At 58.0% G+C, this 14,925-nt stretch carries 7 protein-coding genes; 1 reads left to right on the top strand and 6 read right to left on the bottom strand.

Annotated features, from left to right (window positions below; translation table 11 throughout):
- Positions 1–156: 156 nt before the first annotated feature.
- The 3 genes from H7846_RS01470 to dnaN all read right to left on the bottom strand — a co-directional run bounded on the left by H7846_RS01470 (position 157) and on the right by dnaN (position 9,264).
- A complete protein-coding gene (locus tag H7846_RS01470) occupies positions 157–4,602 on the bottom strand; it encodes a hypothetical protein (protein ID WP_186694665.1) in 4,446 nt (1,481 codons plus the stop codon).
- Positions 4,603–4,620: 18 nt separating this feature from the next.
- Positions 4,621–7,923 (bottom strand): hypothetical protein, encoded by a 3,303-nt coding sequence (locus H7846_RS01465; protein WP_186694663.1) that lies wholly within the window; start codon positions 7,921–7,923, stop codon positions 4,621–4,623.
- A 177-nt stretch (positions 7,924–8,100) separates the two neighbouring features.
- The gene (dnaN, locus tag H7846_RS01460; RefSeq protein ID WP_186696116.1) at positions 8,101–9,264 is read right to left on the bottom strand and encodes a DNA polymerase III subunit beta; all 1,164 of its coding nucleotides are present in this window, start codon (positions 9,262–9,264) and stop codon (positions 8,101–8,103) included.
- Between the two features lie 634 nt (positions 9,265–9,898).
- On the opposite strand from dnaN, the gene H7846_RS01455 reads away from it, so the two are divergent.
- On the top strand, positions 9,899–10,540 hold the full coding sequence (locus tag H7846_RS01455) for an NAD(P)-dependent oxidoreductase (RefSeq protein WP_186694661.1): 642 nt from the start codon (positions 9,899–9,901) through the stop codon (positions 10,538–10,540).
- A gap of 153 nt (positions 10,541–10,693) precedes the next feature.
- Here H7846_RS01455 and H7846_RS01450 read toward each other — a convergent pair whose 3' ends face one another.
- From H7846_RS01450 to H7846_RS01440, 3 genes are all read right to left on the bottom strand, one after another.
- Positions 10,694–12,955, bottom strand: a complete 2,262-nt coding sequence (locus tag H7846_RS01450) for a hypothetical protein (RefSeq protein ID WP_186694659.1) — start codon at positions 12,953–12,955, stop codon at positions 10,694–10,696.
- Positions 12,949–13,749, bottom strand: coding sequence for a hypothetical protein (locus tag H7846_RS01445; protein WP_186694658.1), 801 nt, complete (start codon positions 13,747–13,749; stop codon positions 12,949–12,951). The genes H7846_RS01450 and H7846_RS01445 overlap by 7 nt, the downstream gene beginning before the upstream one ends.
- 87 nt (positions 13,750–13,836) lie before the next feature.
- Complete coding sequence (locus H7846_RS01440; protein WP_255460768.1) at positions 13,837–14,850, bottom strand: methyltransferase family protein; 1,014 nt, start codon at positions 14,848–14,850, stop codon at positions 13,837–13,839.
- Positions 14,851–14,925: the final 75 nt, after the last annotated feature.

Here is a 14,925-nt window from a genome sequence, read left to right as displayed (position 1 = left end):
CGACTGTAACACCCCATTCTTCCCTAGTGTGATGCAGATTTAATGTTTCGGTATTTTCTGTATTAACTGTGACCAATGGCGATGCTGCTGCCGGGCTGGCGGCAGCTTCGGTCGAAATGGCACTTCGAAGGGTGGGTTGGTCGATGTAGCTCGGGGTTATTCGGTGATCAGCGCGGCGTCGACTGCAAACGTTTCGGCGTAGATCAGGCGGCCCGGAGCTTTGCGGTCGGCGGTGGCATAGCTGGCAGAGATGAACTCGAACTCCTCCACCAGAATGCGGAGCTGACCGGGTTGTGGTATCGAAGCAAAGTTGATGGTTCCGAACCACAGCGCGAGATCGGGCTGGTTCAGCCCTGGACCCTCGTAGCCCTGTGTAATGGTGGCGACGGTTACGGGTACATCCTGCCAGGAGAGATCGCTGCCGGGCACAGACCGCTGCTGCACATGCACCTCGACGTGGGTTGGCCGTGCGGGGCGCGGCTCACCGGGCCCGTCGGGTTGCGGGCCGCGCGGGGCGACTCCGCTGACCGTCACGCGCATGGTGCGGGGGTGATACGGGTCGGCAGTAACGGTTGCGACGCGATCGGGAGTGAGCTGCGCAAAGCCGGCCAACACCACGCGAGAGATGCGGGCATCATCGAGAGCGTGCGGTTGATAGCGCACAAGGGCCAGCCGCAGAAACGGCGAGTAGGTAGGACCGAGGTTTACGGTAAGGTCGGCAAACCAAAGCTGCCGGGCTGGATCGTACTGCGGCGTGAATCCTACGACATCGACACGTCCGGGCTCGGTGGCTGACTTCGCGGCGCTGCTCTCTTCGAGCGACACAGAGGTGTCGGATTCCACGGCGTCGGGGAAGTTGTAGGTGCCAGGCACAGAGCTGAGATCTGCTGTCTGCCAGATGGGATCCATTCCCCACTGCGTGATGAAGGGTTTGAATTTGTCGCGCTGCGCATTGTTGAGTTGTCCATTGGCCGTGCTCCACAGAGCGACTCCAAGCAACTCACCTTCGCCGGAGGAGTACCAGCCACGCTTCAGATAGACGCGCAACCCTCCACCGAAGCGGACACTGCGCTTCATGTTGGTATCGGTCTGGCGCTGCCAGCCGAAGGTCGGCACAACGTATACGACTTCGGGCGCGAGCGGGCGCGCGGAGGCAGGGATATCCACGAGAACCGGAGCGCTCGATCGCGTGAAATCCAACTGCTGGTCTTGAGGAAAGTATTCGCGAAAACGCGTGGTAGAAACTGCTGTATAGTTCACGCGATGCCGCTTGGTGTCGTTGAAGCGATGGCGGGGAGCTGCCTGACTGAAGACGAGATCCCATGTTGAAGCGGGTGCTCCGCGATCGCCGGAGCGCACCATGGCGATCTGGTCGTGTTCAGGATCGTAGTAGCCCACAGTGCGGTACTCCTTCTCTTGTGCCTGGAGATATCCTTCGGTCAAACGAGGCAGAGGTAGAGTATCGGCGTGCGCCATTGTCTGGGTCTGATCGGGAGCAGGCGACGATGGATCATCGACGGGATCGCTCCACTCGGCCATCAGGTCGACCTGCGCGGTGCTGGCACCGTGGATTTTGACGGTTCCCATCAAAAAGGCATCGGTTGATCCGGGCTGGCGCCACGCGGTGATGGCTCCCAACTCTGCTGGATCTTTGCGTCCACGAATCCGCGCGGTCTGTAATGGATTGGTATCGTATTTGAGGTCCTGGTGGTCCACATGCAATGCATCAAACTGCGGTACGCCGATTGGCTGCTGCACGGCGTGCACGAGTGTGAGCAGGTGCGGCGGGGTAAGCATCCAGTGTCCGCCCTCGACGGCGCGCTGGAGGATATAGGCAATCTGATCGACGGGATATCCGGGCAAGAGCTGCTCGGGCTGTGCCTGCAAGATGGTTGCGCGGTCGATAAACTCACGCAACCATTGCCACACACCCATCAGTTTGAGATCTTCGGGGGTCATATAGCTGCTGAGCGGAGTTACGGCCATCTGTCCTTTTGACAAGAAAACCGTCAATACGCGCGCTGCGGGGTCCCACTGCGGACGTAGATCGGTTGCGCCAGACTGCGGTTCCGCCAGGACGAGACGGAAACCGGTCGTTTTCTGCCAATCGTCGTTGGCGTTGAAAGCGATGATGGTGGCTGATCCCGGGCGCGGATTGGGATCGCCCAGTATTTGATATTGAATCGATGCGGCAGCACCTGCGCCAGGAGCAGCTTTGCCTACGGCAAGATCGTCGGCACCCGGCAGGTTGCGAAGGGCAGCGCCTCGAGAGAGAGGATCAGGGAGATAGGGAAGATCCGTCACGCCCGCATCGGTAACCATCGGGAAGTTGTCGACCTTACCGGCCACGTTGATGGACGCCTGCGGCAGCTCGGCTGCGTCGCGGTCGGCAATGAGCTTGTAGGTTGCAGCATCGCTCTTCAATTTTCCGGTGGCATCGTCGAACATGCCATGACGTTCTGCCATCTCGACGCTGGTTCGCGGCGGAAGGATGTGACGATTATTCGCGGTAAGGTCAGCGGCGACTCCATCCTGCGCAGGGTTCGCATTGTAGGTACGGACGACGATGCGATCGACGGCGGAACCGGGAAGCGTCACCGCCTGCTGGTCGCGAATGACAACCTGTGGAGAGATCACGGGCTCGTAACGCAGATAGGTAAAACCACCGGGGTCCCTAGGGAGAGCCATGATGGCGGCTAGCGAAGTGGCGAGCGGATCGTCAACCTGCATACTGTTTCCGGCGAGGTCGACGGCGCGAGCACGCATCCGGTAACGGCGTCCAAATTTGAGACGGGGCAACGTACCGGGAAGCACCTTGTAGGTTGCACGGACCTTGTAGGGCGTAATCGCCTCGTCAGTGCTGTAGTCCGGATCGTCACCATCGGGAGGAATGGCCTTGTCGGGATCTCCAAAACGACTGAGCACCTTGCCCGGCATCGTGACACTGAGACTCCAGCCTGCCCAGCGGGCGATGGCCTCGTGGATGTAGAGATCTTTGTCGGCAGGATTGGCTCCAGGCGCGGGTTGTGTCGCGGCGAATTGCTGAAAACCTTCTTCCTTCGGTGTCTGGAAGGGAATGCGGTTGTCGCCGATCTGGTAGTCGCCGCTGCGCTGGTGGAGCGAGTGCCAGGCGTTGGTCGTCGAATCCCAAACATCTAACCGGTGGCCACGAAGAAGATCTTCGGCGAAGAAGGGACGGGGCTGCGCTCCGCCTGCCTGCAGCGCATCGTTGAATGCTTTCGATTGCTGAATTGCATCGAGCACATGGAGCCCACGTCCATCGACATAGAGCTGGAGACCGCCGGAACGAAGCGACGGTAGAGTCGCCTCCGGATCGTAGACCTCTGGATGCGGAGCCTGCTCCGGTGTCACTCCGGAATCGAGATTCCGATCCGGGTCGGGGTTGTTCCACGTCTCGGCCAGCATGATGGCCTTGTGCATACCGCCATCGACATCGACCTGCGCAAGGCCAAAGCGCTCGGGATCGAGATTCACAAGTCCAAGCACCTGAGAAGGCGAGGGCTGCTTGGTCATGGTGCGTGAGGCGGTGAGGAAGAAGCGGTTCTGTCCCGCAGCAAAGTAGCAGTAGGCGGTGTCGAGCGCAGGTGACTTGGTGGTGAGCTGCCAGGGGAAGTTTGTCTTCTCGACGGCGACAGTGTTGAAAGTATTTACTGCCGTCTGCGCGAGGAAGTCCTGGGGTAGCTCTACATCGAAGACGAGGCCCAGGGCGCGCAACAACTCCGGATGCGATTCAAGCGAGCCAAGCGCCTGGTGAAAATCGATGGCGTTGGGATCGATGCTGACGTCTCCCGCCGTTTCGTGATCGGGAGTGGGCATGTGGTTAAAAACAGCGAATGGAACAGCAACTCCCTGGAAGGAACCAGCATCGGGAGAGGTTGTGATCAGCCCTTCACTATCGAGCGGTCCATTGAGTGCACGATGTTGCGTCGCTGGAGTTCCAGAGGAATTTCGACGCCGGACGACGTCGCGCCACTGTTTTGCACGATCACCGTTCCAATGAACATCAAGGCCGTCGACGAGATTGCTGAGAATACGGCGGTTTCCGCTACGCCCACCTTCCTGATTGTTCGCGCCTGAGGGCAGCGCAAGCACAACGCCTGCCTGTTGATACACCGCCTTCAATGCACTGAGGCTCTCGCGCATCGAAAAGGAGAGGATGCCGTGCGATGAATAGTCGTCAAAGGTGTGCGAACGCACGAGGGTCTGGCGATTGAAGAGCGCGCTCCAGAGTTGCGGCTGCAGGACCGATGGGTCGATTCGCACCTCGGCGTGCTTTGTTCCACTACGGAAGACGAGGAGGAGGCCGCGCTCTTTGAGCTGCGCGGTCCAGTTAACCCAGTCGGGAAAAGCACCGAGGTTATCGGCCCCCACGAGTCGCGGCGAGACAAAGACCGAGACCGGAAGTGTTCCGGGATTGGTGCAAAAGCCGCGCGGGAGAACCGTAAAGAGAACAGTCTGCGTTGCCGCCGTCGTTGCAGGAATCTTTGTGGGCGTCGTGTCGGGCTTGGTTGGTACCGCAGTGATCTTTCCCAGTTCTGCAGTAATCTTTCCTAAATCCATGGTGATCTTTCCTGGTGCCATGGTGATCTTTCCCCTTTCTTAGGCGAACGCCCCCGCGTATTCGGCCCATACGGGCGCATCGGTAAACACCTGCAGGAACTTCGGGTCGCCGCTATGGCCACCAAATGATTTTTCGACGGTGACTTCCACCGACTTGCTGAAAAAAAGAATCTCGATCTTGACGGTGAGGGTGGCACGCCCATAGGCCTTGTCCTTCGCTCCGTGGTAGGTAAAGCTCAGCATGAATTCGAGAGAGATTTTGATGAGGCCCAATATGCTGAGATAACCTCCCATCCTGAGATAGCCAGATAGGGTGGGGGCTAGCTGGTTGCCGGGATCCTGGCGTTCCAGCTTGAAGTAGATTCCGGCCATGATCTGCACACCGCCACTAGCGACTCCAAGGTCGATGGACGCGGATGCGCCGAACTCGAAGGCAGCTTCCACGAGCTTGATGCCCGCAGTATCGATCTGCAGATGGAAGAATCCACCGCCACCAAAGATAGCGACCGACAGCAAGAAGGGATGCGCACGCTCGGAGACGTTGAAGTCGAAGGCTGGCTTGCCATCTAAAAAGGGGAGCGTGAGTGCCGCGCCAAGGCTGACATCTTTCAAAGCGAAGATGCCCACCGCAACAGGAGGCAACGCAAAAGCAAATCCTGCGCGGATTCCCGTTGGAGAGATATCAAGGCTTGGCCCATCGCCGAAGAGATCGGGAGGAATGGCTTTCCGCAGTTCTTCGACAAACTTCAGATCGCCAGCGAACTCGACCGGCCTCGCTGGATCGAGTTTTACGCTAACATCAGCCTTCGACTTGCTCTTCGCAGTGAAACCGAACTCGGTGAAGTTGAGATAGACCGACTTCAGAACGCTCACGCGGAAGTCATTGAGCTTTCCATCGAAATCGGCGGTAACATTCTGCGCTACCGGATTGCCAAGGCTGTTCAGTGTTACCGGTTTTTCGATACGACCATGAATGAGCAGCTTGGATTTTCTGCCCTGATAATCCTTCTCGAAAGCTGCGACGCCGAGATCGACGTTCTGGACCTCCGGCTCCCAATCGAGCGTGGCGATGAGGAGTTTGCCTCCGGCGATGTCCTTAGACGAGGTGCGCAGTTTGGGGGCGTTTGTCCCCATGCTGCTGGAGGGCAGCAGATCAGTCAGATCGAAGCTGCCAAAGAGCTGCGCCATTCCTTTCTGGAAGAAGGTCGAGGGATCGAACTTGTCGATCAGCGCATCGGCGGTCTTTCCGGCCAGCGGACCCAGCTCGCGTGTGAGCGAGGATATGCCAAGATTCGGAGTGGCAAAGCCGCCTGCCTGGTTGCTCTGAAACTCAACTCCGACCGTATTCGCTACCAGACCGTTGATAAGATCGCCACTGGAGAGCTTGCTGAAGTCCTCCTTTACGATCTCGGCAAAGACGCCGGTTTTTGCATCAATGCCGCTCTTCACATATTGCTGGAAGTAACGAATAGTAGTTGCAGAATCGCTACCCAGAAGCTGCTGCACCTGCGGAATCTTTACGTCGGCCTTCAACATGGCGGGAGCATTGCCCGCTGTATCCATGACGAAGTTGATCGCTTCGGTGACGAGTTGAGTGTTGTCGGTTGGGTTAGCTGCGTTGCGCTCCGCAAAGACGATCTTCTGGCCAGGGACAATGGCAGAGCATTGTGTCAGATCATTGGCCGTCTTGGTGGAGTTATACGCCGTGGCTGCATTCGCGCGGTTGGTTGCATTCTCGCGGATGGAGACAAACATCATCGGGATGGTGAAGTCGGTCTCATTGCCTGCGACATCTGTGCCGATGGCATGAAACTTGAAGCGCGCGCGGCTCGAGGCTCCTGTTGTGACCTCCACCCAGAAGGAGCGCTGGGTTCCCGCGATTAATGAGGGATCAGCGATATCGGGCGTGACGAGAGTTGTGAGGCGCACCTGCTTGTAGGGCATGCCGCGGTCGCTGAAAGCAAAGGTCTTGAGCGGCTCGCGCACGACGATAAACATGTGCTGGAACAGGTAGGCCACAACGACGCCGTTCTGTTCCTTGAACTTTCGCTCTGTCACCTTGATGAGCGCGGCGCGGTTGCGAAAGGGCCACAACTCACCTTCGTAAACGATGCGCACGTAGTGATCGCGTCCCTGGGTGGCGATGTGGGCCCACTCGGAGAGATCGAGCTGCTCCTGTTCCGGCTGAGGCAAGAGAATACCGCCGAGCCAAGGAGGAGATTCGACGACTACAGGGTTCACGGGAACGGCCGTGAGATTTACCGGAAGAGAGACTGTGCGAGAAGCGAGCCTGCGCTCCGGGAGTTGAAGGGTATTGAAGAACTTTGTCTGCAGGTCGCCGACAGTCTGAAAGACGGGTGGCTGTTTCGGCTTCGCTGTTCGTGGAGGATTCCACTGGCCGCGTGAGGTCAGCCATCCGCCAAGCGAGGACAACATCAGTTGGTCGGCAAAGAAGGGCTGCGGTACATAGGGAACCGTGAACTTCATCGGGAGGCCCTTGATGGACGCGATTCGGTTCCCAATACCTCCCCCGAATGGAATCAGGATCTGTTCATCGACCTCGTATCCATGAAATGCGGAAGTCAGGATCACGATCTGGTGACGATCGTTCGGCGCCATTGCAGTGCGCCCGAGATCGGCATCTTTGAGCGTGGGCGCGGGCGGATGAATTGCGTTGTAGTCCTCAGAGAAGATTGCACGCAGAGGCGCGGGGTTCGCCTCGGAGAGCTCCACGGGGCCGCTCGTAGTGGCCAGTTGCAGGCGCGTATGCCAAAGCTCTGTGCGTCCACGCGAGGTAAAGGGTTCCAGCCGATGTGCCCAACGAACTGCTGCATTGGGCGAGATGGTCAACCGATAGGGAAGCTCAAGCGCGGTCTCAGTCGGCTTTGGAGATGCAATCGAAGGAGCGGCGTCTATCTGTTGCTGCGTGGGATTGGGAGGAACCGCAGCAATAGGGTTGACGCTAAGCTCAAGCCCAGACCAATCGAGAACACCTTCGACCGTGTAGGGGATTCGTGCCTGCGCTGGAATTTTAAAGACGAGACGACTTGGATGCGCGACGCGCGCCTTTACATTTCCTGCACCGGGGAGAGGCTCGGAGACCGTCGAAGGGCCGTCGGGATCTGGCTTATTGCCGTCCGGCGTGACGAGGCTCGATTCGAAGAACGCGGTCTCGGTGATGCTCTGGGGAGGAAAGAAGACGGTCAGGAATGCGGGAAGGTGCGCGTTGTCTACCACCAGCGCCGGGGCGTCGGGATGGTCGATGTCGAGGCGCAGGTTGTCGCACTGAAAAGTCAGTCGAAGAAGGTCGTCGGGACGGACGACCTCAAACTGGAAAGGCATAACTCCACCTCGTGCTTTCTGAGTGGAAAAGCTACTGCCGGACCTAAATTTCTTTATTGATTTCGCAAAGTGTTGTCACCACGCCTTCGATGAAGCGTGAGGACAGATACAAAATGGACCCATGGCATGTCTGCCGGAGGGTTCCTTCTTTTTATTTTCCCTGGGTGGGAAAGGACTTCAGATGCGCATCGGCATCAGGATGTACCGGTACTTTACGTCCTCATTTCCATCTTCGGGACGCATTTGACCAGCAGACTGGGCATCTTTGAACTCCAATCTGACCTCGCCGGTGTTACCAATTGCCTTTAGAAAATCCAGAAGGTACTGGCTGTTGAAGCCTACCACTAAAGGATCGTAGTTGTAAGGGGTTTCGATGGAATCTTCGGATTCGCCAGCATCGGTTGAGGAAGAAGAGATCTTCAGCTCGTTCTGTTCGAGGCGAATCTTGATGGCTCCCGAGCGCTCGTCCGCAAACTGAGCGACACGCTGAATCGCGCCCATAAGGTCTTCGGAGCGCACGATGACAAACTTGTTGTTGTCGCGCGGAAGCACAGCCTCGTAGTTGGGGAATTGGCCAGTGAGCTTGCGGCTGGTCAGTACGCGTCCGCCGACCCGGAAGAAGAGGGTCTGCTCATCATCGGCAAACTCGAGAGATTCGGCATCGGTATTCGACAGCAGGCCAGCGAGTTCGCCAAGGGCCTTGCGCGGAATCAGGGTCTTTTTCTCTCCCTGGATTCCTTCCAGCTGCTCACCCAACTTCTCAATATGCGCTAAGCGGTGGCCATCGGTGGCCACCATCGCCATGGATTCAACCTTGAGGACAAGCAGAGCACCGTTGAGGGTGTAACGAGACTCCTCGTTCGAGATAGAGAAGATGGTCTTGGAGATCAGGTTCTTGAGACCGGCCACGGGCAGCTTTACAGCGCCGCTGGCGGGGAACTCGGGAACCTGGGGGAAGTTGACTCGCGCCATGCCCACCATCTTGGTGTTGGAGCGGCCAGCACGAATCTGGACCCAGTGGTTATCCATCAGCTTGATGGAGATGTCGCCTTCAGGCAGCAGCTTGATGTAGTCATACAACTTGCGAGCAGGAATGGTGCATGCGCCGGCTTTCTTGACTCGCGCGGAACAGCTGGTCTTCATACTCTGATCGAGATCGGTTGCGGTGATGGTGAGGCGGTCACCGCCTTCGTCCTGCGTAGCCTCAAAGAGAAAGTTGGACAGGATCGGGATGGTCGTCTTGCGCTCGACCACGGACTGAGCGGCCGTCAGCTCACGCAGTAACTCCGCGCGTGAGACGGTGATCTCGAGGTTGCCCGTTGGGGCTTGATTGGCGGTCATCTCGGAGTCCTGAGTAGCGGTGGTCACAGTGTTTTTCTCCCGTCGCGCTGTCTTTTCGCTCGCAACTAACCCTGTTTCATAGAGCTATTGGCCAAACTTTACACCGAATTGTATCGGTACGCTACGGCCTACTGAAAGATTAGAAGCGACAGCTCGATTCTAGGGTGCGGAGCGGTTTTGCGCGAGCCAAGATGCCTGTGGAAAGCTGCACCATGTATGTGGCAAATAGGACCGGATGCGAGAGTGCGGATTGGGAGCTGAAGGTGGGCTGCGCGAGGGAATGCTTCTAGAGAAAAGCTCTTAAACAGGAGATATAGATCGCCGTCATAACCGTTGTCGTCTGAAAAGTGGATAACTATCCCATCTATCTTGATATCAGTTATTTAGATGTGTGTCCTGTTTTAGGAAACTGGGTGAGGAAAAGCAGGAATACCGGGAAGACGCATCGAAAACCCTGAATAGGGTCTGTGTTTATCCCTGTTGTCCACAGCCGTTTCTCTCGCAGTGCGAAGAAGACTTGATGCGGATCGTGGGAATTCGAGATAAGGCTTTTTGAATCAATCATTTTAATGATTCTTATTTTGCACATCTATGGGAGAAGACAGAGGATAATCGGTTCTGAATCGGAGGGGGCGTGAGAGTCACTATCTTTGGAGCCAACGGAGCGACGGGTCGTTTGTTGACCGAATATGCCCTAAAAGAAGGGCATGTGGTGACGGCGTTAATTCGTAATCCGGATGCGTTTAAATTTTGGGAGACGGTTCGGGTCGTTCAAGGCAGTGTCTTCGAGCTGCCTACGGTTAAGGAAACCCTAGAGGAGGCCGAGGCGGTTTTTTCCGCGTTGGGAGCGCATTCGCCTCTTCGAAATGAGAATGTACTTCCGCGGGCCGTTCCGGTGATCGTGCAGGCGATGCAAGAGATGGGAGTGCGCAGGATTATCGCGCTGGGCTCAGCGGGGGCGTTGCCGGATTCGCTGGATAAGCAGCCGGCGTGGCGTCGCTGGTTTGTCGAGAACGTGGTGTACACACTGTTCCTAAAATGGCCGGTGCAAGAGCAGAGAGTGCAGTACCAGCTGCTTTCAAGAAGCGGGTTGGATTGGACGATGGTAATGCCCCCCATGCTGACGAATGGAACCGCAAAGGGGAGAATTCGGGTGGATGGGGATGCCCTGCCTGCGGGTTCGAGTCATATTTCTCGAGCCGATGTTGCACAGTTTATGTTGCGGGAGTTGGGTAAAGGGGAGTGGATTCAGCGGGGCGTTTATATCGGGTATTGACACGATTCGCGCGGTGCACAAATGGACCTACATCTGACGATAAAACTGCCAGATATGGGCACCCGGCACCCGAATGGAAACTAAAATACGGGGATTTCTCCACGTCGGCCCTGCGGACCTTCGGTCGAAATGGCACTTCTAAAAACAAAAATCTCAGTAGTAGTAAGGGGTTTTCGCGGCCCAGCTTGTCTTGGGATAGCGCCGGTGTAGCAGCGTGAAGGCCTCTTTGCTGAGAGTTTTCTGTTCAATGGTCGGAGTTGCTTTTTCATCTCCGGTGTAACAACCATAATGCGTTGCGCGAACGATCAGAGCGAGAGCTTCGGGAGCGTCTTTCTCGTCCGGGTGTGCTTTTACATAATCGAGCGCGCGGTGGCCTACCCAGACGACACCCGGAGAAAGGGAGTTTAGCTTTGCCTGTTCGTCGGCCGCCGCCTTGCGTTGGGGCGCGGTCAGAAAGACGAGCGGCAAAGGCGGCAAGGTAAGTGGGTTGTATTGCTGGTCGAAAGCGCGCGGGCCGGAACCCCACTTCTCGCACCACCAGTTGTCACGAAACTCTTCGAGGCTGCCTGGAGCAAACGAGCGCTGGGCTCCCTGCTCCAGGTAGGGCCGAAGGCCTGGATTGCGCAGGAGGGCGAGGGTGGCTGGGAATCCCATGCTATCGCCTACTGCCTGCGAAAGAGCAGAAGGAAGCAGCGGAGCGAGGGCCTTCACGGTCGCTTCGTCGTTGAGTCCCTGGGCACGGAGCCATCCAGCCATGGCGACAGCGCCACGCAGACGCTCGGGAAGTTCTTTCGCTTTTGCGGCCTCAACCCAGAGCGAGAGCGGAAGCTGTCGATTGAAGGCCCGCGCGGTGTCTACGTCGAACGTGAACGGTGAACTCTTCATGGCATTGGAGGCATAGGCGGCTTGCGACTGCCAATTGAGGACGGAACGCGGAGTATCGTCGAGGAACTCTGGAAAGCTGGTCGCTGTCTGGATGCGGAGGCCAAGCATAGCGTTCCGTGTTGCCGTTGTATCGTCGCCTTTCAGCCCGTCGATTACGCTGGTCGCAAGTTTGCGTGCCTCAGCGGTGTTGCCTGCGGCGATCATCAGGCGCACGCGTTGATAGCTTACCGAGGTGTAGGCAGGTGAAGATGCCGGTATCTTCGCGGCGGCGCGTAACAGCTCGGCGTTTGCTGCACCGTTTGGCTTTGCCGACATCAGAGCGGCTACCAGCCAGGGCGTGGTTTGCCGGGTTCGCCATTCGGCTAAGGAGTCGATTTTGGGCCCGGTTTTCTCGGATGTATCGGAAGAAGGAGCTGGCAGAGCATCCATCCAGAGCATCAGGTCGGCGTCACTCTGAACGCCATGGTCGGCAAGGAAGCGCAGATCGGCCAGGTGCTGGACGAAGTCGGGATCGGGTGCGGGGCCCGCGATGGCAGTCGCTACATTGTTCAGTCGCTGCTTTGGATCGAGTCGAACCTGAATAAAGCTCAACTCCGCCTCGGCGGCATGTTTGATGCGTGGGTCGCCTGGGTTGGCGGCTATCTTTTCTAACCGCGTCTTCGCTTGCTCCAACAGAGGCTTATCGAAGGCGGCCATGTCTCCGTACTGTGCAGGCGATGCAGCCTTGGCTGCCTTGCGCACCTCGGCGCGCGCGGCAAGGTACTGGCCCCACGGATGCCAGGGTGAGGCCGCATCGTTGGCGACGGCCTCAAAGCCCGAGATTGCGCCGTCGTAGTCGGTCGCGTAGAACTTCGCTGCTGCAATCTGGTACTCGCGATCCATGCGAAGAAGCGGCACTGCGTTGGCAGGCAGAGGCGAGGGGATCTGGCCGGAGGCGCTGCAGTTGGAGAAGACGGCATCCTGTCCGCGAAGCCACTCCGCCAGGGCGGGGCTACCCTGGCCCCACTGCTTTGTCCGCGATTCGAGTGTTGCCTTTGCCGTCAGGAAGGCGTCGTTTGGGCAGTTCAATACAGGGTCCAGCTCGAAGCCGTCGTTGGTTTTGGTCCCGAGGGAGCGGTCCTGAGAGATCTCGGGGGAGCCTTTGAGATCGACCTTAAGGACGGCTGCGCGTGCGGCACGCCACTGGTTTACGGGAAGCGCCGCCTGTTGGGCATCGTACTGCTGCTGCCAGGTCGTCGGGTTGTACGGCTTTGTCGCTTCTGTGGCGGGAGCATAAGCTGCGCGCTCGGCGTCACTGAGCTTGCCTCCGACCAGGTAGCGATAAGCGACGACCTTGTCTGCGCGCCAGTAACTGGGCTGGAGGACACCGAGATGGCCTTTCGCGAAGACATCGGGGTTCTGTGGGTGGGGAGCCGGGACGAAGACATCGGGCCCGAAGTCTGGGCCGCAAGCGATGACGACAATCAGCGGAACAGCCACTGCGAGGGTCGCAATCGCTACAGCAACCGCCATCTTTTTCTGTTTCACCATAACTCCTTCACTGTTTCGGAAAGTCCGTCGCGTTGCCAACCGCGATCTGGAAAGACATACACACGCCTGCCCGCGAGTACCCGCGGCCATGCCTCACGAGTGGAGATGCCTACGGAGCCCATGCAGGCGGACTCACGAATAGCGAACTGCTGCGGGATGGCAGGGCGATCGTTGGGCGCAAACTGCCTGCGATCCGGCTCCATGCGGAACAACATCGGCACGATCTCATCCACGGGGAGACCGCGAAGCCAGGAGCCGTCATAGCTGCACCAGGAGGCGAGCGCCGTCATCGAGAGCGGCACGGCGGGAGGCAGCTCCTGTCGCGTGTGTTCCAGGACCGTGCGGTACCAGGGGCGTTCGGAGAGCTTTGCGTCGAAGTCGATCTGGAGGGCCGGGACGGGGGCCTCCAGATCGTTGCGCAGGGCTGCTTCAAGGATGCGCCGTGCGGTGATCTCGGCAGTATCGTCGTTCAACTGTGCGCCGGGAGCTGTCTCGATGCGGACGACGGGAATCCGCGTGAGGTTGTCGGCTGCTGGTAACAGGAGAGGCTGGCGCCGCGGTGTCGTGGTGATGCCACGCGCATCAAGTGTGATGGTTCGATCAAGATATGCGACAGCGGTGGTGTGTGGGTCGAGAGAGCGTAGATCTTCGCGGCGCTCCCATGCCCAGACTGTCAGCCGTGGCAGTGCGCGCATGCGAGGAGTCTGCGAATGCGGAATGCGCGGAGCCGCCCCATTGATTGCACACAGCGGTGCCAGCAGGATAGCCCAGGCTGCGTATCGTATCCATGACATAACAGCCATTACGATGAGTCAGCCCCGACGAAAGGTCAAGTGAAGGGGCTGACTTTCGACTGACAGGTACTACGAAGAAGCAACGACTTATGGTTTGGTTGCAAGCACGAGAGGAGAGGGGCCGGGAACGTCCAGGAGCCTCATGTCGGTAAAACCGGCGTCCTTGAGCCAGAGGCTGATCTCTTCGAAGGAGTAGGTGTCGCCTTCGTCGGTGTTCACGAGCATGTTTGCGGCGAACATCAACGAGCCGACGGGGCCGGTTCTGTCTGGGTTGACCAGGAACTCTGCAATGGCGATGGTGCCTTTGCTGGCAAGCGCATCGAAGACCTTGCGCAGGAGGTGGCGGCTCTTGGCTTCGCCTTCGCTGTGCAGGATGTGTCCCAGAGTGGCGACGTCATATCCAGTCCCGAAATCGACCTTGTTCAGGTCACCTGCGATGAAGGAGAAGCGATCGAGGAGTCCAAAACGGTCTGCCGAGGATTGCGTGACCGGGAGTACGCCTTCCCAATCGACGGCGGTGACGGAGACATTCTCCGCGCTCTGCGCGAGCGCGATTCCCCATACGCCGGATCCGGCGGCGATGTCGAGAACTTCGACGGGCTTGCTACGCTTCTCGAGCGCGAGATGTGAAGCAAGTGTGGTGGCCGAAGGATAGCTCATGGGAAAGATGTCCATCACAAAGCTCTGAAAAAAAGCGGTGCCATCACTCTCCTGATTGACCCCTGCTCCAGGCCCTCCGGTTTTAACGATCTCGTTCAAGCGAAGCCATTTCGGAACCAGGTGTTCACTGGTGTGCCGCAGAAGGCCTCCTTGAAAACTGGGCTTTGTGCTGACAAGAAAGGCATCGCTCTCTGGCGTCAACTTGTATCGATCGCCTTCTTTTTCCAGAAAATTCAGCCCTACGAGGACATTCATGATGGCGCGGAGTCCGCGTTCGGATGCGCCGGTTGCAGTGGCGGTCTCCTTCAGGGTCTTCGGACTTTCGTTGAGAACATCGAAGACGCGATGATGAATCGCTGCCTCGAGAACCATGGTTGGAACATAACCCCAGGCAAACTGCATGATGCGTTCAGGTGTAACAGTGGAAGCGGTGGTGCTCATGTTGTTCCTCTTTCAATTTGTCTTTTGATTATTAGGGCCGGAGCGGAAATTCTACTCCAGCGAGTACACGGGCGG

It is taken from the genome of Edaphobacter sp. 4G125, from assembly GCF_014274685.1.
Lineage (GTDB): Bacteria > Acidobacteriota > Terriglobia > Terriglobales > Acidobacteriaceae > Edaphobacter.
Note: the sequence above shows the minus strand (reverse complement) of the source record. Positions and strands in the feature narration are given on the sequence as shown.